This window comes from Arthrobacter sp. AFG7.2, from assembly GCF_002892835.1.
In the GTDB taxonomy this organism is placed as follows: Bacteria; Actinomycetota; Actinomycetes; order Actinomycetales; family Micrococcaceae; genus Arthrobacter.
The window spans coordinates 589,075-606,419 of record NZ_PJMB01000001.1; the positions used below are offsets into that span (position 1 = coordinate 589,075).

Here is a 17,345-nt window from a genome sequence, read left to right on the forward strand (position 1 = left end):
CATGAAGCGGCTGTTGTCTGAACCCAGGCCTGACTGGAAGCAGAAGATCCAGGAACAGGGCCTGGTCTTTTCCACCACCACGATGGAGGACGGGCGGCGGATCGAATACTGGAACGAGTCCGCCTACTACGAATTCACTACCGACGAGGTGGAGGTCCTGGAGCTGGCCGCCGAGGACATGCACAGGATGTGCATGGAAGCGGCGAAGTTCCTGGCCACCGGCGCCATGGGTGATATCGGCATCGGGCCGCAGGCCCTGGAACTGGCCGGGGAGTCACTGCAGGCCGGGGACGTGGACGTCTACGGCCGCTTCGACTTCATTTATGACGGGCAGGGCGGTCCTGCCAAGATGCTCGAATACAACGCTGATACTCCCACCGGCCTTATCGAGGCGGCGGTGGCGCAGTGGTTCTGGCTGCAGGACGTGTTTCCGGAGAAGGACCAGTGGAACGGCATCCACGAGGCCCTGATCCGGCAGTGGAAGAAGATGCAGTACCGCACCGGCATGAGCACCCTCCACGTTGCCCATTCGGAAGTGGAGGAGTCCGGCGAGGACTGGATGACGGCTGCTTATATGCGGGACGTCGCCAGCCAGGCAGGCTGGACCACCATCGGCATCAACATGTCGGATATCGGCTGGGATCCGAACCTGAACAGGTTCGTTGACCTGGACAACTTCATGATCAGCACCATCTTCAAGCTCTACCCCTGGGAGCTGATGATGAAGGAACCGTTCGGACCCCGGCTGCTGGAGCGTGCCCATAACCCGCGCTGGGTTGAGCCGGCGTGGAAGATGCTGCTCTCCAACAAGGCGCTCCTGGCGGCCCTGTGGCACCTTTACCCGCACCACCCCAACCTGCTGCCCGCCTACCTCAACGAGCCGGGGCCCCTGAAGGAATGGGTGGCCAAGCCGCTTCATGGCCGCGAAGGCGACAACATCAGGATCCACGCCCAGGGCATCAGCCTTGAGCAACCCGGCGGCTACGGCCGGGAGGGCTGGTGCTACCAGCAGTACCAGGAACTCCCCAGCTTCGACGGCAACCATCCGGTCCTGGGCCTGTGGGTGGTGGACGGTGAATCCGTAGGCTGCGGCATCCGCGAATCCGACGGCCCCGTCACGGACTACTTCTGCCGTTTCGTGCCCAACACCATTGACGCGCCGGCGCCGCTTTCGGCCGCGGCCTCCTCCAGCAAAGCAGGTATCGCACTATGAACCCGGTGACAGCATGAGCACAGAAACCACGACGGCGGGAGGCCCGGGCGGCGCTCCCGGCACCACTGTCCCGGCCAAGGGGCTGCGCGGCGGAATCCTGGACCTCGGCGATTCCGTAATGCTGGGGCTGGCCTCCACCGCCCCGGTGTACTCCCTGGCTGCAACCCTGGGCCTCATCGTGGCAGTAAACGGGAACTACACTCCCCTGATCCTGCTGCTCGGCTTTATCCCCGTGCTGTTCATCGCGTACGCGTTCCGCGAGCTGAACAGTGCCATCCCGGACTGCGGCACCACGTTCACCTGGTCCCGCCGCGCCTTCGGCCCCTGGGCCGGCTGGCTGGGCGGCTGGGGCGTGGCGCTGGCCGGCATCGTAGTGCTGGCCAACCTGGCCCAGGTGGCCGGCCAGTACCTGTGGCTGCTGATAGGCGACGGCTCCCTGGCGGAAAACACAGTGGTTGTCACGGCAACGGGCGTACTGTTCATCGCCGTGATGACACTGGTCAACTACCGCGGCATCAGGCTGGGTGAGCACGTCCAGCGGGTGCTGACCTACGTGCAGTACACCGCACTGGGGGTCTTTGCGCTCGCCATCGTGGTGCGGATCGTTGCCGGCGCGCCGGAGGGCCAGGCGTTCACTTTTGAGTGGTTCAACCCCGTGGGTGCCTTTGCTGATCCCGGTGCAGTGGTGCACGGCGCTCTCCTGGCCCTCTTCATCTACTGGGGCTGGGACACCTGCCTTGCGGTGAACGAGGAAACGGAGAACCCCTCCGTCACTCCCGGCCGCGGAGCGGTGATCTCAGCCTTCATCCTGGTGACCATCTACGTCTCCGTGGCGCTCCTGGTAATGATGTACGCCACCGTGGGCAGCGAAGGCATCGGCCTGGGCAACGAGGCCAACCAGGACGACGTCTTCCTGGCCATGCGGGACGTGGTGCTGGGCCCCTGGGGCTGGCTGATCGTCGTCGCAGTCCTGGCGTCGGTGCTGTCCTCCACCCAGACCACCATCCTGCCCACGGCCCGGGGCACCCTGTCCATGGGCGTCCACGGAGCCCTTCCCGCCAGGTTTGGCCGGGTGCACCCTAAGAACCGGACACCGGGGTTCTCCACCCAGGTGATGGGGGCATCAGCCATTGCCTATTACGTCGCCATGAGTTTCCTGAGCGAGAACCTGCTCTCCGACTCCATCACCGCCATCAGCCTGTTCATTGCGTTCTACTATGCGCTCACCGGCTTCGCGTGCTTCTGGTACTTCCGGGCCACGCTGCGCCAATCCGCCCGAAACCTGTGGTTCCGGGGCATCTTCCCGCTCACGGGCGCGCTCCTGCTGACAGCGGCCTTCTGTGTCTCGGCTGTCCAGATGTGGGACCCGGCCTACGGCGACACACAGATCTTTGGGATTGGCGGGGCATTCGTCAGCGGCGTACTGCTGCTGGCCCTCGGAGTGGTGCTGGCTGTGGTCTGCCGCTTCCTGCCCGCAACCCGTGGCTACTTCACCGGCCGGCAGCCGTCCCCCGCCGCGGCCACAACCTCCGGTTAGGGTTCCCGCATGAGCAATGACCCTGAAGCGGGGGCTGACCTCGCGGCCGGCCGTTCCGACGTCCTGGCGCTGGACAGCCTGCTGGGCCCTGGGGAACTGGACACGCGGCAGCGGGTCCGCGACTTCACCAACCAGCGGATCAAGCCCGGCATCGCGCGCTGGTATGAGGACGCCGTCTTCCCCTTGGAGCTCGCCCAGGAGCTGGGCGAGCTGGGAGTGCTCGGCATGCACCTGGAGGGTTACGGCTGCCCGGGACGGACCGCCGTCGAATACGGCCTGGCGGCGATGGAACTGGAAGCCGGGGACTCCGGGATCCGCACGTTTGTCTCGGTGCAGGGTTCGCTGGCCATGACAGCCATCCACACGTGGGGCTCGGAGGACCAGAAGCAGGAGTGGCTCCCCCGGATGGCCGCCGGTGAAATCATTGGCTGCTTTGCGCTGACCGAGCCCACCGCGGGGTCTGATCCCTCAGCCATGACCACCTTTGCCCGCCGGGACGGGTCTGGAGATGACGCGGGCTGGGTGATCAACGGCGCCAAGCGCTGGATCGGCCTGGCATCGGTTGCCGGGGTAATGGTGGTGTGGGCCATGACCGACGATGGCGTGCACGGCTTCCTGATCCCGGCCGGGACACCCGGGGTTACCGCCGTCCCGATCACCCACAAACTGTCGATGCGCGCGTCCATCCAGTGTGATGTCACGTTCAACGACGTACGGCTGGGACCCGAGGCGCTGTTGCCCGCTGCGCGCGGCCTCCGGGGCCCCTTCACCTGCTTGAACGAGGCCCGGTATGGCATCGCCTGGGGAGCAATGGGGGCCGCCCGCGATTCGTATGAGGCGGCCCTGAAGTATTCGCAGGACAGGATGCAGTTCGGCCGGCCGCTGGCCGGCTACCAGCTGACCCAGGAGAAGCTGGTCACCATGCTCCTGGAGATCCAAAAAGGCACCATGCTGGCTCTTCACCTTGGGCGTCTGAAGGACGCGGGCACCCTGCGGCCCGAGCAGATTTCCTTGGGCAAGCTGAACAATGTCCGGGAGGCCATTGGCGTGGCCCGGGAAGCGCGCTCCATCCTCGGCGGAAACGGCATCACCCTGGATTACTCCCCCTTGCGCCATGCGGCCAATCTCGAGTCGGTCCGGACCTATGAGGGCACGGACGAGGTCCATACCCTTGTCCTGGGCCAGCACATCACGGGCATCAACGCGTTCCGCTGACCGTGTCCGGTCAGGCGGAAAAGCCGCCGTCGGACTTGATCAGCTGGCCCGAGATCCAGCGGCCCGCGGGCGAGAGCAGGAACGCCACCGTCCCGGCCACGTCGGCCGGTGTTCCCAGCCGCCCGCCGGGCTGTTGGGCCGTCAGTGACTCCCGGACCTCGTCGTCCATCCACCCGGTGTCAACCGGACCGGGATTCAGCACGTTCGCCGAGATGCCCTGCGGCCCCAGCTCCCGTGCAGCCGCAATGACGATCCGGTCCAGCGCGCCCTTCGAGGCGCCGTAGGGCAGGTTGAACGCCGTGTGGTCACTGGTCAGCGCAACGATCGCGCCGCCGTCGTCCGTTGCCTGCCGCGCGAACTCAGCGATCAGCTGCCAACTGGCCCGTGTGTTCACGGCGAAGTGCCGCTCGAACGATTCCACGCTGGTATCCAGGATTCCTGAGTCCACGGACTCTGCATGGCTCAGGACCATGCCCTGCAGCGGGCCGGCGAGCTCTACGGCCTCAGCCACGAGCCGCGCGGGCACGGCCGGGTCCTGCAGGTCTGCGGCCAGGGAATGGACCTGCGCGCCAATGGCTTCAAGCTCGGCCGTCAAGCGCACGACGTCGTCCGGTTCAGTCCCCCACGGCATCCGGGCGTCGTAGTCGGGCCAGTAGGCCAGGACCAGGTCCCAGCCCTCGGCGGCAAGTTGCCGGGCAATGCCTGCGCCGATGGAGGCAAGCCTGCCGGCACCCGTGACCAGCGCATTTTTGCGGACGGCTGCTTGGGGAGATTCCATAGGATCAGCCTAGTAGCGGGAACAGGGGCACTCCGCAGCCGAGCTCAGGGCAGCGTGCTGAACGCCTGGTCCAGGTCCGCTACCAGGTCCTCCACGTCCTCGATCCCGCAGGACAGGCGCAGGAGGTTCACCGGCACCGCCAGTTCGGTGCCCTTGACCGACGCGTGCGTCATTTCCGAGGGGTAGTTCATCAGCGATTCAATGCCGCCCAGCGACTCTGCCAGGGTGAACACGGAGGTTGCTTCGGCCACCTTCCGGGCAGCGGACTCCCCGCCCTTGAACTGCACCGAGACCATGCCGCCGAAGCTGCGCATCTGCTTTTTCGCCAGCTCGTGGCCCGGGTGGGACGGCAGGCCCGGATACAGGACGGCCTCCACCTCGGGGCGCTCCAGCAGCCATTCGGCCACGGCCTGGCCGTTGAAGCTGTGCCGGTCCATCCGCACACCCAGCGTCTTCAGGCCGCGGGTCGTCAGGAAGGCGTCCATGGGGCCGGAGACGGCGCCCACGGCGAACTGCACGAAGCCGATCTTTTCCGCGAGCTCAGCGTCCTTGACCACGACGGCGCCGCCCACAACGTCCGAGTGCCCGCCAATGTATTTGGTGGTCGAGTGGACCACGACGTCGGCACCGAGGGCGAGCGGGGTCTGCAGGGAGGGGGACGCGAAGGTGTTGTCCACGACGAGGAGGGCGCCGGCGTCGTGCGCTATTTCTGCGAGCGCTGCAATGTCGGTGATCTTCATCAGCGGGTTGGACGGCGTTTCCACCCAGACGAAGCGGGTCTTGTTGGCGGCAACGGCTGTACGGACGCTGTCCAGGTCCGCCATATCCACCGGGCTGTTGCCGATCCCCCATGGACCGAGCACCCGGCTGATCAGCCGGTAGGTTCCGCCGTAGGCGTCGTTGCCCAGCACGATGTGGTCCCCGGGCCGGGTCAGGGCGCGGATGAGTGAATCTTCGGCCGCCAGTCCGGAGCTGAAGCTGTAGGCGTGGGTGCCGAGTTCCAGCGCGGCGAGCTGTTCCTGCAGGGCGTCCCTGGTGGGGTTGCCGCCGCGGCCGTATTCATAACCGTCCCGCAGCCCGCCGATGCCGTCCTGGGCATAGGTGGAGCTGAAATGGAGCGGCGGCACCACGGCTCCGGTGCGCGGCTCGAAAGCCTGGCCGGCGTGCACGGCGCGGGTATTGAAACCCTGGTTTTCGGAGAAGGACATGGGTGCTCCTTTGTCGGGTGAAGCAGGTCAGTTGCTGAGGTAGGCCAGGAGGTCGTGCCGGGTGAGGATGCCCACGGGTGCGCCCACGAACGTCACCATCACGGTGTCCACGTCCGAGAGCAGTTCCCTGGCAGCCGAGATGGTTTCCAGGGAGCCGATGACGGGCAGCTTGGGGCCCATGTGTTCGGAGATCTTGTCCGTGAGTTTCGCTTCGCCGCGGAACAGTTTGCCGGTGAGGGTCCGTTCATCCACAGCGCCCAGCACCTCGCCCATGACCACCGGAGGTTCCTGGGACAGCACCGGGATGTGGCTGACGCCGAACTCGTTCATGATGTTGATGACATCGCGGACGGATTCGTTGGGGTGGATGTGGACCAGGTCCGGCAGTTCGCCGTTCTTGGATTTGATGACCTCACCCACGGACGTCTCCTCGCCGCCTGACAGGAAGCCGTACGAGCGCATCCACTGGTCGTTGAAGATTTTGGCCAGGTAGCCGCGGCCGGAGTCGGGAAGGATCACGACGACGACGGCACTGTCCGGCAGGTCCCGCGCCGCCTGGAGCGCGGCTACTACGGCCATGCCCGAGGAGCCGCCCACCAGCAGTCCTTCCTCCCTGGCAAGCCTGCGGGTCATGGTGAAGGAATCGGCGTCGCTGACGGCGATCACCTGGTCCGGGACGGCCTTGTCGTAGTTCCCCGGCCACATGTCCTCCCCCACGCCCTCCACGAAGTATGGGCGTCCGGTCCCGCCGGAGTAGACCGAACCTTCGGGGTCCGCGCCGATAATCCGGACCAGCCCGCCGTCGGACTCCGGCCGGTCAGCCGATACCTCCTTGAGGTAGCGGCCCGTGCCGGTGATGGTGCCGCCGGTGCCGGCGCCGATCACGCAGTGCGTGACCTTCCCGTCCGTATCGCGCCAGATCTCCGGCCCGGTGGTCTGGTAGTGGCTGCCGGGTGCGGCAGGATTGGAAAACTGGTCCGGCTTGTACGCCCCGGGGGTCTCCCTGACGAGCCGGTCCGAGACGCCGTAGTAGCTTTGCGGGCTGTCCGGCGGGACGGCCGTAGGAGTCACTACAACCTCGGCCCCGTAGGCCTGCAGGACGGCGCGCTTGTCCTCGCCCACCTTGTCCGGCACCACAAAGATGCACTTGTAGCCTTTTTGCTGTGCCACCAGTGCCAGGCCAACCCCTGTATTTCCTGAAGTGGGCTCCACAATGGTGCCGCCGGGCTGCAGTTTACCGGCCCGTTCAGCGTCCTCGATCATCTGCACCGCAATGCGGTCCTTGATGGATCCGCCCGGGTTCAGGTACTCCAGCTTAACCAGGACGGTGGCTTTGATGCCCTCAGTCACGTGGTTGAGTTTGATGAGCGGGGTATTGCCGATGAGGTCCAGGATGGACTGGGCGTACTTCATGGATATAAAGCTACCGCTTCGGCGCGGGAACCTATTCGCGGTCCTGTGCCGGCTGCTCTGCGGGGAGGTTCTCCCACAGGCCCATGACGTTGTTCTCGGGGTCCTTGAAGTAGGCAAAGTAGCCCATTCCCGGAATCTCGTTCTTAGGCATCACTACAGAGCCGCCCAGTTCTTCAACGGTTTTCAGGGTGGCATCGATGTCCGGTACGTCCACTGTGATGACGGGGTGGCTGATCTGGTCTTCCCTGGCCATCATGCCGCCGTTAATGGCACCGGCAGTTGTCGGCTGGCCCGTGGCCTCGTCCATGGGCGTGGTGATCACCATGTTGTAGTCCATTCCCGGTACGGGTTCCACCCGCCAGCCGAGGGCTTCCTGATAAAACTTCCTGGCCCGTTCCTGATCGTCAGCGGGGATTTCGAAATGCACTACTCCACCCATTGTTGCCTCCTGGTTTTTCGAGCTCCAGCGCGGTGGTTCCGCACCACAGTTGGGAGTCTAGTCCTCTGTCCGGTGCCCGGTAAGAGCCGGTTATACGCCCGGAACCGGCTCTTACCGGGCACGGTGTCAGCGGCCCGTGGGACGATTGGTGAATGACCATCGCAGAAGTTCCCGCCCGGCTGGCCGCCGCCGCGGACGCGTCTCTCCGGTGGTATCCAGGCGGCCCCTATGACCTTGCCCGGACGCTGGGCCCTCTGCTGCGCGGCACGAGCGACCCGTCGTTCAGTGTCCAGGGAAGCGTCGTCTGGAATGCCTTCACAACAACGGCGGGACCGGCCACGGTGAGGTTCAGCCAGGCCGGCAGCGCAGAGGTGGAGCACCGGGTGGACGTCCAGGCCTGGGGTCCTGGCGCGGCGGCAGCAGTGGCGGCAGTGCCGCGGCTTCTGGGTGCAGACGACGACTGGTCGGCCTTTGACGAGCCGGCCTTCCAGGCCACTCTCCCCCGGATGGTCCGGGAGGCACGGAGGCGGAGCCAGGCCATCCGGCTCCCTTCAAGCGGACGCATGGTGGACCAACTGGTGCCGATCATCCTGGAGCAGAAAGTCACAGTCATCGAGGCCCGGCGGGCATACCGGTACCTCCTGCACCGTTACGGATCCCCGGCGCCGCTGGCAGGATCCCTGGCTCCCGTCGGCCTGATGCTGGCACCCACTGCCGGGCAATGGCTGCAGGTTCCCAGCTGGGAGTGGCACAAGGCGGGTGTTGGGCCACAGCGCTCGGCCACCGTGATGCGCGCGCTGCGCTCCGCCGTCGCGCTTGAACGGCTGGCCGCGCTGCCCGCCCTGGAGGCGGCAGCAAAGATGCAGGCCATCCCGGGAATCGGTGTCTGGACAGCGGCCGAGGTGGTGCAGCGCACGCACGGCTGCCCTGACTCGATTTCCGTGGGCGACTACCACCTGGCGGCTTATGTGGGGGCCGCGCTGACGGGACGCCGGACGGACGATGCCGGCATGCTCCGGCTGCTGGAACCCTGGAGGGGACACCGGCAGCGCGTGGTCCGCATGATCCAAAGCAGCGGCTTCCGCAAGCCGACCTTTGGTCCGCGGATGACTATCCAGGACCACCGCCGGCACTGACGGGCCCTCCTACCGTGGCGTGGCAGGAGTCAGAGCCCTAACCGGGCCACCGCTTCCTGGCGCATTTCCACCTTGCGGACCTTCCCCGACACCGTCATGGGGAACCTCTCCCGGACCTCGACGTAGCGCGGGATCTTGTAGTGGGCCAGCCGCCCCCGGCAATAATCGGCAAGTGAGGCGGCGTCCAGTGGCGCGGCATCGGGCTTCAGGATGATGCAGGCCATCAGTTCCTCCCCGTACTGGGCGTCCGGCACTCCAATGACCTGCACGTCCTGGATGGACGGGTGCGTGTAGAGGAACTCCTCGATCTCCCGCGGATAGATATTTTCGCCGCCGCGTATCACCATGTCCTTGATCCGGCCTTCGATGATCACGTAGCCGTCGTCATCCATCCGGGCAAGGTCGCCGGTGTGCATCCAGCCGTCGGCGTCAATCGCTTCAGCCGTCTTGTCCGGCTGGTTCCAGTACCCCTCCATCACGGCGTAGCCCCGGGTGCACAACTCCCCGATCTGCCCGCGCTCCAGCACGTCCCCTGATCCGGGATCAACAATTTTGCTCTCCAGGTGCGGCATGGTCCGCCCCACGGTCTGCGTACGGTGCTGCAGGCTGTCCCCGTGCCGGGTCATCGTGGACACCGGGGACGTCTCGGTCATCCCGTAGCAGATGGCCACGTCCTTCATGTTCATCTCGGAAATGACCCGGTTCATCACCTCGATGGGGCAGAGTGAGCCGGCCATGACGCCGGTGCGGAGCGTGGACAGGTCGTAGGAGGCGAAATCCGGCAGTGCCAGCTCGGAGATAAACATGGTGGGCACGCCATACAAAGAGGTGCCGCCAAAGTCCTGGACTGCTTCAAGGGCAGCTGCGGGCGAGAATCCCCTGCCCGGGATGATGGTGGCAGCACCGTGGCTGAGGGCGTTCAGGTTGCCGATCACCATGCCGAAGCAGTGGTAGAACGGCACCGGGATGACCACCCTGTCGTGCTCGGTGTACCCGAGCAGCTCGCCGATCGAAAACCCGTTGTTCAAGATGTTGTTATGCGTCAGCGTCGCCCCTTTGGGGAAGCCCGTGGTCCCGGAGGTGTACTGCAGGTTGATGGGATCCTGCGGGCTGAGTTCGGCCATGCGGGCTTTCAGCCCGGAATGTCCGACGTCGTCCGCCCGCCGAAGCAGCTCGGCGTATGTCAGCTCCGCGTCACCGAGGGGGAAACCGGCGTCGAACCCTTCCCCGCCCGGAGCGGGAAGGAACACCAGTTCGCGCAGGTCCGGGCAGTGGGCAAGCGCCTCGCGGGCCATCCCCACATAGTCGCTGTTCCGGTCCGAGGGGGCGGTGACCAGCATCCGCATGCCGTTCTGCTTCACCACGAACTCGAGTTCGTGCCTGCGGTACGCGGGATTGACGTTGACCAGGACGGCGCCTGCCTTGGCTGTGGCGTATTGGAGCAGCGTCCATTCGGCGCAGTTCGGACTCCAGATGCCCACCCGGTCGCCCTTGGCCACACCAAGGGCGAGGAGTGCACGCGCAAGCCGGTCGACGTCGTCGTTCATCTTCGTGTAGCTCCAGCGGCGGGCGTCGGCACCCGGAACCGGTGCTGCCTCGATCAGCGCGTCATGGTAGGGAAACCGGGCCACCATCCGCTCGAAGTTCCGGCCGATGGTTTCCTCGAGCAGCGGGACGTCAGTGTCCCCGGCTGTATATGCGCGCATGGTGGCACGCTACCAACTGGCCTCCGGCAAGGAAAGCACGAGCGGAGCCCGGTACAGGGCTGTCGCCGCAACAGAAGCGGAGTGCTGCACCGGTGCCGGTATTGTGAAATCCATGACTTCACCCATTGACCTGCAGGCAACGTTCATCCCTAATGACGGCGAGTTTTACCGTGTAAAGCTGGCCCTGGAAATCGCCATCGACGAGGTGGTCAACGAACCTGGCTGCATCCGTTACGAGTTGACCGAAGCCACGGAAGACAAGCTGGTCCTGACCGAGCAGTGGGCCTCAGAAGAGGACCTGGCCAAGCATTCCAAGGGCATCGCCGTGCAGGACCTGAACGAGTCCCTCAGCGCGCTGCTGGCGGAGCCGGTCAAGGTGGAACGGATCTAAGCGCACCCATAGCAAAACGCGGGGTCACTCCGCGCCCGTGAAACCGAGGTTTATGGGCGCGGAGTGACCCCGCGTTGGTTGTAAAGCTCTAGAGATCCGGGATCTGCGTGCCGTCCTGGGGGCCGGCCGGCTTGCTGGCCGGCGCCGCGGCTTCTTCCCGCTGGCGTGCCACGTGGGCGTGGACTTCCTCCATGTCCAGGGCCTTCACGGCGTCCACCACCTGTTCGAGCTGCTGTGCATTCAAGGCGCCGGGCTGGGAGAACACCAGCACTTTTTCGCGGAAGGCCATCAGGGTGGGAATGGACGAAATGCCTGCCTCGGCGGCGAGCTGCTGCTCGGCCTCGGTGTCCACCTTGGTGAAGAGGACATCCGGGTGCTTTTCGGAAACTGCGGAGTACGTGGGGCCGAACTGCTTGCAGGGGCCGCACCATTCCGCCCAGAAATCCACCAGCACAATATCGTTGCCTTCAATGGTGGATGCAAACTGTTCACCTGTGATGTCAAGGGTAGCCATGACTCCACGGTACGCGCCGCTCCCCTGCCCTGTCCTGCCTGGCACCCGCTTGTTCGCTCCCCGCGTTATCGGGAATAAGGAGGCAGCCCGGCTACACGCGGCAAGCGGGGGTGCTACGCGATCCAGGTGTGCGGGGCCGGCGTCCGGCTGCCGGGCAGGGTGCTGGACGCCCGCCATTCGTGGATCCAGTCAGGAAGCACCAGGTCCGCCGGCGGCTCGCCGAACTCCCGGATGATGTCTTCCTGACTGACGGGACGCCCTTTGCTGACCAGCCGGGTGGCGATGTAGGCGCGGGCGTACACCTCGCCGTCGGCCACCATCCGCTGTTCAAAGAAGATGGCTTTGGTGTCCAGTCCGATGATGCGGGTCTCGATGGTGTAGTGCTGCCACAGCTGAAGAGACTTCCTGAACGCGATGGTCTCCGCTGCCACCACGGGGCCCCACCCGCGCCGGCGCATCCTTTGCCAGACTCCGCTGCGCACCATCAGGTCGAACCTGCCCAAGTCCATCAGGGACAGATACATGCCGTTGTTGACGTGCAAGGCGATATCGATGTCCGTTGGCAGGACGCGCAGGGGGAGCGAGGAACTATCCCAGACGGTCAGGGGTGGACGGCGCGAGGAACGGAACAGCATGAGCAGGGTTCTCAGGAGCAGGTGCATCCCCTCATGCTACCCGCGGGTAACATCGTGTCTGCGGCCTTGGCGGGGCTGCCAGTAGGATTTCCTGCATGACGCAACAACGCTACCGGGACCTGGCGGACTGGCCGCTGACGGTGACTGCGCTCATCTTCCTGGCGGCCTATGCATGGCAGGTCATTGGCCGGTTTGAAGGAAGTGCAGCCCTCCCTCTCGAAGCGGTCATGTGGGCCACGTGGGGTATCTTTGCCGTGGATTACCTGGCTAACCTGTGGCTGGCCGACAACCGTGCCAGCTGGTTCGTCCGGAACCTGCATGAACTGGTGATCGTGGTCCTGCCGTTCTTCCGTCCGCTGCGCCTCCTGCGGCTCGTGACCCTGCTGTCCGTGCTGCACCGGACGCTCGGCGACACGCTGAGGGGCCGGGTGGTCACGTATGTGGCAGGATCGGCCGCGATGCTGGTGTTCGTCGGAGCCCTTGCGGTCCTGGACGTGGAGCAGTCCTCCCCCGAGGCGAAGATCATCACTTTCGGTGATGCCTTGTGGTGGGCCATGACCACCATCACCACCGTTGGCTACGGCGACATGTATCCGGTGACGCCGATCGGGCGGATGGTTGCGGCCGCGTTGATGATGAGCGGCATCGCCGTCCTGGGCGTGGTCACGGCGTCCATCGCCTCCTGGCTTGTCCAGCGGGTGGAGGACACGGCCGAGGCCGTGTCCGAGGCCGAGGAACCGGTCCGCGCGGAAGTGGCGGAACTGACTGCTGAAATTGCCTCGCTCCGGCGTGAGATCGCCGCGCTTCAGCAGCAGCGCACGCTGTAGTTCCCCGCCTCCGGGCCAAGTGTTGGCCTGCGTAGGTTTGAGTAGCACGTTCCCTCCCGCCGAGTACCGCGCCAAATTATTCGGGTATGTCCTACTGATGCGTCGTGCCATCTGCTCTTCCTAGACTCGGGATTCCTAGGACCGAACAACGTGCCGGCGGTCCCCCGGGTTGGCTTCCCGGGATCCCCGCCTCCTCGCGGAGCCTCCGTATCTGCTGGGTATGCGGAAGCCTCCACCACGGGCCAGTTGTCATCCCGCGTCAGCGGGAGCAGCCGGCACGTTCCCTCGATCCGTCCTGCCCGCCGGAGCGCACTGCACCGGCCTGGCTGGACCGAGCCTGGACGGGCAACCCATGAACCAGCCATACTTTTCCACTCCCCCCGAAGGAACCAGCAGGAGCTTCGCGACCGATGACCCGCGGACGGAGCTTACCGCTGGACGGCCAGCCATCAGCAACAAGTTGTGGGCCGGCATGGCTACGGCCGCCGTCGTTGCGGCTGTTGGCGTCGGTGCGCTGGCTGCGCCTCCAGCGTCGGTGGAGCAGGGCACGACGACGGTTGGGCAGGTTGCCGCCGCAGCGTTGCCGGAGGTGCCGGACGCCGCAGCAGCCGCCGAAGCCCAGCCCGCGGCGGAAGCTGCGTCCGGAGCAGGAATGCCTGCGGCCGAGGCTCCCGCCCCAGCGGCTCCAACGGCCGAAGTGCCGTCCGTGACCCCGGCCGTAGCCCCGGCCGAACCCGCACCTGCGCCGGCACCTGAACCTGAACCGGCCCCAGCGCCCGCACTCGCGGGTGACCCGAACCTGTACACCGTGATTCCCGGAGACACAGTCGGCACCATAGCCGCCAGCCAGGGCGTGGACATGAATGCCATGCTCGCCGCCAACGGCCTGGGCCAGTACAGCATCATTGTTCCGGGGCAGACCCTTGTCCTGTCGGGCCCTCCCGTTGCTGCACCTGCCCCCGCTCCGGCTCCGGCAGCCCCGCCACCTGCGCCTGCGGCTGCGCCGGCAGCAGCCCCGGCACCCGCACCCGCCCCGGCACCGGCACCGGCGGCACCGGCCATCCGCACCATTTACGTCGCCGGTGCCGGCGGGCAGGGCATGGTGGACGCCTGCATCGGCCCCATCCACTACACCCCCAACGACGGCTACTCACTCTTTATTACCGAGCACGATTTCTGCGGTGGCTGGGCCCGGTTCTCCGGCATCGGAGTGGGTGAAACAGTAAGCATTCCGGGTTACGGAACCTACACCGTCTCGGCACGGGGACAGGTGCCCAACCCGGGAACCACAAACGACGTCCTTGCGGTTTTCGGCGGCTTCCCCCGGGCCATCCTCCAGACCTGCATCCCCGGCACCACCCAGATGCTCCTGATCGCGCTCAACTAGCTTCCCGGCTTGTCCGCGGTTCCAGCCTTTACTGCGGGGAGCCGCGGACAAGGCCATGACGGGACAAAGAACGCCACGGAGGGGACTCCGTGGCGTTGGTTGCGGGGATCCAGCCGGTAACCCGGGCTAGGCATTCATCCGTTTGCGTTCGGAGATGTGCTCCACAAGCTCGCCAACACGCTGGTCCGAGTAGTTCCGGGCAATGTCGCCCTGGCTGATAATGCCCACCAGCTTGTGGTCAGCGATGACCGGAAGCCGGCGGACCTGGTACCTCTCCATCATCTCGATCGCGGCGTCGACGTTTGAGTCGGCATCGATCCAGTGGGGCCTGCCTGAGGCGAGGTCGCGGGCCATCATCTCGCGGGGATCGTGTCCGGCGGCCACGCACTTGAGCACGATGTCACGGTCAGTGATCATGCCCATCAACTTGCCGTCGTCGCCGCAGATGGGCAACGAGCCGCAGTCCAGGTCCATCATCATCCGGGCCGCGTCCGTGAGGGACTGGCTTTCCTTAATACACTGCGCGTCCGTCGTCATGAATTCACGTACGGCACTCATTGTTTCTCCTTCATCGATGGGATATCGACGCAGGGCATCGGGCACGTGCGCCGATGCTGCCAGCCTACGCCCGGCCAATGCCGGTGTCGACGGCGGAAGGCTTGCCAAGGCGCGAAAAAGCCTCCGGAACCTGGTGGTTCCGGAGGCTTTTCCTTGGGTGGCAGATGAGGGATTCGAACCCCCGTAGGCGTTGCCAGCTGATTTACAGTCAGCCCCCTTTGGCCGCTCGGGTAATCTGCCGAACTTCAAAAGAAGTACCCGCCGATGCAGTCTTCAGAACGTTCATTCCTGGCCGTTCCGCTTCCAGTAACCGCGGGCAAGACAACTTTACAGAACTTCCGCCGAAGAATCGAATCGGGCTCTTGAGCCCCAGAACGGCACGGAATTCGGGCCCTCAACAACTTCAACCAGTGCCGGCCAGGAAACGTCAGGCGCCGCCCAGGATTTGGCCCGCAAGCCGGGCCTCGAACTTCGCAGCCTGCTCCTCGGTGATCTGGTTCAGCTGGACAGCCCGGAGCAGGTCCTCGTGGACGCCCTCCATCCGGGAGGATGCATCCGCCACCGGAGTGAAGATGATGGAGGCTGCCACCGCCGCTGCCGCGACAGACGTTGCCGCTGTTGCCACCGCCCCGGCTGCTGCTGATCCCGTACGGGTAACGTAACTGACGGCCTTGCGGTGCATGGTGTTCCCTTCGAACAGACTCCAACACGTCCAACTGTTCCCGGCCCTCCTTTGTTCCGGCGGAGCGTCCGCTGAGAGGGAACTGTGAGCCGGGCACCCCCATCAGAGGGGGCATACGTATTAGGCTGGAATGCAGAGATTGCGCCCTGTCAGAACACAGGGCTTCACCAGCACAAGGAGAGTCATGGCAGGCGAGTCAACGTTCGACGTCGTAAGCAAAGTGGACAAGCAGGAAGTGGCCAACGCGCTGAACCAGGCACAGAAGGAGCTCGCGCAGCGCTACGACTTCAAGGGCGTGGGTGCCGAAGTCGATTTCAGCGGCGAAAAAATCCTCATGAAGGCCAACTCCGAGGAACGCGTCCTGGCAGTACTGGACGTGCTGCAATCCAAACTGATCCGCCGCGGCATTTCGCTGAAGTCCCTTGACACCGGCGAGCCCTACGCCTCCGGCAAGGAGTTTCGCCTGGAGGCCTCCATCAAGGAGGGCATTGCCCAGGACCTGGCAAAGAAGATCAACAAGCTCATCCGCGATGAGGCTCCCAAGTCCGTCAAGTCCCAGATCCAGGGCGACGAACTGCGCGTCACGTCCAAGTCGCGCGACGATCTACAGGCCACCATGGCACTGCTGAAGGACTTTGACGAAGCCGACCTGCAGTTTGTGAACTTCCGCAGCTAGCCGAACCGCCGTCGGTATTCGACGCGCACAATATCTGCCGCCACGCAAAGAGGCTGCCGCTACCCGATTACGGGCAGCGGCAGACTCTTTCCGCATCGATAAGTAATCTGCGGGTCGAAAAGCTGCGACATCGGGAATTCCCGAGGACAAGTGCCGGCGGTCAGGCCAACGGCCGGCCGGCCATCCGTTCCAGCCGCGAGATGCGGTCGCGCATCGGCGGGTGGGTGGCGAAGAGCTTGTTCATCGCGCCACCGCGGAACGGGTTGGCGATCATCAGGTGCGAGGTGTTCACCAGCCGCTGGTCCTGCGGAAGCGGTGCGATGGTGACGCCACGCTCAATCTTGCGCAGGGCTGAGGCGAGCGCCAGCGGATCGCCGGTCAGCTGCGAACCGTCCTCGTCGGCGTCGTACTCCCGCGTCCGCGAGATGGCGAGCTGGATCAGCGACGCCGCGAAGGGTGCGAGCAGCGCCATGGCCAGCATGGCCAACGGATTGGAGTTGCGGCGGTCCCCGCCGAAGAACAGGAGCATCTGCCCCACCGAGGTAATGACGCCGGCGACGGCGGCGGCTACAGACGAGGTGAGGATGTCCCGGTTGTAGACGTGCATCAGTTCGTGGCCCAGGACTCCCCGGAGCTCGCGGGCGTCCAGCAGGCGCAGGATTCCTTCGGTCACGCAGACGGCGGCGTTCCGGGGATTGCGGCCCGTGGCGAAGGCGTTCGGATTCATGGTGGGCGAGAGGTAGATGCGCGGCATGGGCTGGTTGGCCCGGACGGAAAGTTCACGGACAATCTGGTGCAGCTGCGGCGCCTGCGCCTCTGTCACGGGAATGGCCTGCATGGACCTGATAGCAATTTTGTCGCTGTTCCAGTAGCCGTACGCCGTGGTGCCCACGCCGACCAGGGCCATGATCCAGATGGGTGCGGAACTGCGGGAGCCGGCGCCAATCACAGCTCCGAGACCCAGCAGCACGGCCCACAGGACGCCGAAGAGCGCCGCGGTCTTGAGGCCGTTGTGATGTTTGTGCACAAT

General features: G+C 65.3%; 18 protein-coding genes and 1 tRNA gene. 8 read left to right on the top strand and 11 right to left on the bottom strand.

What is annotated here, in order from left to right; translation table 11 throughout:
- Nucleotide 1 precedes the first annotated feature (1 nt).
- The 3 genes from CXX84_RS02805 to CXX84_RS02815 are packed head-to-tail and all read left to right on the top strand — an operon-like array spanning nt 2 to nt 3,965.
- The gene (locus tag CXX84_RS02805) at nt 2-1,213 is read left to right on the top strand and encodes a glutathionylspermidine synthase family protein (RefSeq protein WP_102975171.1); all 1,212 of its coding nucleotides are present in this window, start codon (nt 2-4) and stop codon (nt 1,211-1,213) included.
- A gap of 13 nt (nt 1,214-1,226) precedes the next feature.
- Nucleotides 1,227-2,750, top strand: coding sequence for an APC family permease (locus tag CXX84_RS02810; protein WP_102975172.1), 1,524 nt, complete (start codon nt 1,227-1,229; stop codon nt 2,748-2,750).
- A gap of 9 nt (nt 2,751-2,759) precedes the next feature.
- Complete coding sequence (locus CXX84_RS02815) at nt 2,760-3,965, top strand: acyl-CoA dehydrogenase family protein (protein WP_102975173.1); 1,206 nt, start codon at nt 2,760-2,762, stop codon at nt 3,963-3,965.
- Nucleotides 3,966-3,975: 10 nt separating this feature from the next.
- On the opposite strand, the gene CXX84_RS02820 is transcribed toward CXX84_RS02815, so the two are convergent.
- Genes CXX84_RS02820 through CXX84_RS02835 form a run of 4 tightly spaced genes read right to left on the bottom strand, consistent with a single transcriptional unit; the run spans nt 3,976 to nt 7,803 of the window.
- Entirely contained in the window at nt 3,976-4,743 is a 768-nt protein-coding gene (locus tag CXX84_RS02820) for an SDR family oxidoreductase (RefSeq protein WP_102975174.1), read from the bottom strand.
- Between the two features lie 44 nt (nt 4,744-4,787).
- A complete protein-coding gene (locus tag CXX84_RS02825) occupies nt 4,788-5,951 on the bottom strand; it encodes a cystathionine gamma-synthase (protein ID WP_102975175.1) in 1,164 nt (387 codons plus the stop codon).
- A gap of 27 nt (nt 5,952-5,978) precedes the next feature.
- Nucleotides 5,979-7,364: a cystathionine beta-synthase gene (locus CXX84_RS02830; RefSeq protein ID WP_102975176.1), complete on the bottom strand. Its 1,386-nt coding sequence runs from the start codon at nt 7,362-7,364 to the stop codon at nt 5,979-5,981.
- A gap of 31 nt (nt 7,365-7,395) precedes the next feature.
- A complete protein-coding gene (locus tag CXX84_RS02835; protein ID WP_102975177.1) occupies nt 7,396-7,803 on the bottom strand; it encodes a VOC family protein in 408 nt (135 codons plus the stop codon).
- 152 nt (nt 7,804-7,955) lie between these two features.
- Here CXX84_RS02835 and CXX84_RS02840 point away from each other — a divergent pair, with 152 nt between their 5' ends.
- The gene (locus CXX84_RS02840) at nt 7,956-8,939 is read left to right on the top strand and encodes a DNA-3-methyladenine glycosylase family protein (protein WP_102975178.1); all 984 of its coding nucleotides are present in this window, start codon (nt 7,956-7,958) and stop codon (nt 8,937-8,939) included.
- 29 nt (nt 8,940-8,968) lie between these two features.
- Here the strand turns inward: CXX84_RS02840 and CXX84_RS02845 are convergent, their stop codons facing one another.
- On the bottom strand, nt 8,969-10,645 hold the full coding sequence (locus tag CXX84_RS02845) for an AMP-binding protein (protein ID WP_102975179.1): 1,677 nt from the start codon (nt 10,643-10,645) through the stop codon (nt 8,969-8,971).
- Between the two features lie 112 nt (nt 10,646-10,757).
- Between CXX84_RS02845 and CXX84_RS02850 the strand changes: the two genes are divergently transcribed.
- The gene (locus CXX84_RS02850; protein WP_102975354.1) at nt 10,758-11,036 is read left to right on the top strand and encodes a putative quinol monooxygenase; all 279 of its coding nucleotides are present in this window, start codon (nt 10,758-10,760) and stop codon (nt 11,034-11,036) included.
- Between the two features lie 88 nt (nt 11,037-11,124).
- On the opposite strand, the gene CXX84_RS02855 is transcribed toward CXX84_RS02850, so the two are convergent.
- Nucleotides 11,125-11,550 (bottom strand): thioredoxin family protein, encoded by a 426-nt coding sequence (locus CXX84_RS02855; RefSeq protein WP_102975180.1) that lies wholly within the window; start codon nt 11,548-11,550, stop codon nt 11,125-11,127.
- A gap of 113 nt (nt 11,551-11,663) precedes the next feature.
- On the bottom strand, nt 11,664-12,212 hold the full coding sequence (locus CXX84_RS02860; RefSeq protein WP_102975181.1) for an acyl-CoA thioesterase: 549 nt from the start codon (nt 12,210-12,212) through the stop codon (nt 11,664-11,666).
- Between the two features lie 68 nt (nt 12,213-12,280).
- Here CXX84_RS02860 and CXX84_RS02865 point away from each other — a divergent pair, with 68 nt between their 5' ends.
- Nucleotides 12,281-13,012, top strand: a complete 732-nt coding sequence (locus CXX84_RS02865; RefSeq protein ID WP_102975182.1) for a potassium channel family protein — start codon at nt 12,281-12,283, stop codon at nt 13,010-13,012.
- Between the two features lie 352 nt (nt 13,013-13,364).
- Nucleotides 13,365-14,399: a LysM peptidoglycan-binding domain-containing protein gene (locus tag CXX84_RS02870; protein ID WP_102975183.1), complete on the top strand. Its 1,035-nt coding sequence runs from the start codon at nt 13,365-13,367 to the stop codon at nt 14,397-14,399.
- A gap of 126 nt (nt 14,400-14,525) precedes the next feature.
- Here the strand turns inward: CXX84_RS02870 and CXX84_RS02875 are convergent, their stop codons facing one another.
- The 3 genes from CXX84_RS02875 to CXX84_RS02885 form a co-directional block, all read right to left on the bottom strand.
- Entirely contained in the window at nt 14,526-14,957 is a 432-nt protein-coding gene (locus tag CXX84_RS02875) for a CBS domain-containing protein (protein WP_102975184.1), read from the bottom strand.
- 158 nt (nt 14,958-15,115) lie between these two features.
- Nucleotides 15,116-15,197 (bottom strand) — tRNA-Tyr (locus CXX84_RS02880).
- A 187-nt stretch (nt 15,198-15,384) separates the two neighbouring features.
- The gene (locus CXX84_RS02885) at nt 15,385-15,639 is read right to left on the bottom strand and encodes a hypothetical protein (RefSeq protein ID WP_102975185.1); all 255 of its coding nucleotides are present in this window, start codon (nt 15,637-15,639) and stop codon (nt 15,385-15,387) included.
- A gap of 184 nt (nt 15,640-15,823) precedes the next feature.
- On the opposite strand from CXX84_RS02885, the gene CXX84_RS02890 reads away from it, so the two are divergent.
- Nucleotides 15,824-16,315 carry a YajQ family cyclic di-GMP-binding protein gene (locus CXX84_RS02890; RefSeq protein WP_050054209.1) on the top strand — a complete coding sequence of 164 codons (492 nt, stop codon included), beginning with the start codon at nt 15,824-15,826 and terminating at the stop codon, nt 16,313-16,315.
- Nucleotides 16,316-16,475: 160 nt separating this feature from the next.
- Here the strand turns inward: CXX84_RS02890 and htpX are convergent, their stop codons facing one another.
- The gene (htpX, locus tag CXX84_RS02895) at nt 16,476-17,342 is read right to left on the bottom strand and encodes a zinc metalloprotease HtpX (protein ID WP_102975186.1); all 867 of its coding nucleotides are present in this window, start codon (nt 17,340-17,342) and stop codon (nt 16,476-16,478) included.
- Nucleotides 17,343-17,345 lie beyond the last annotated feature (3 nt).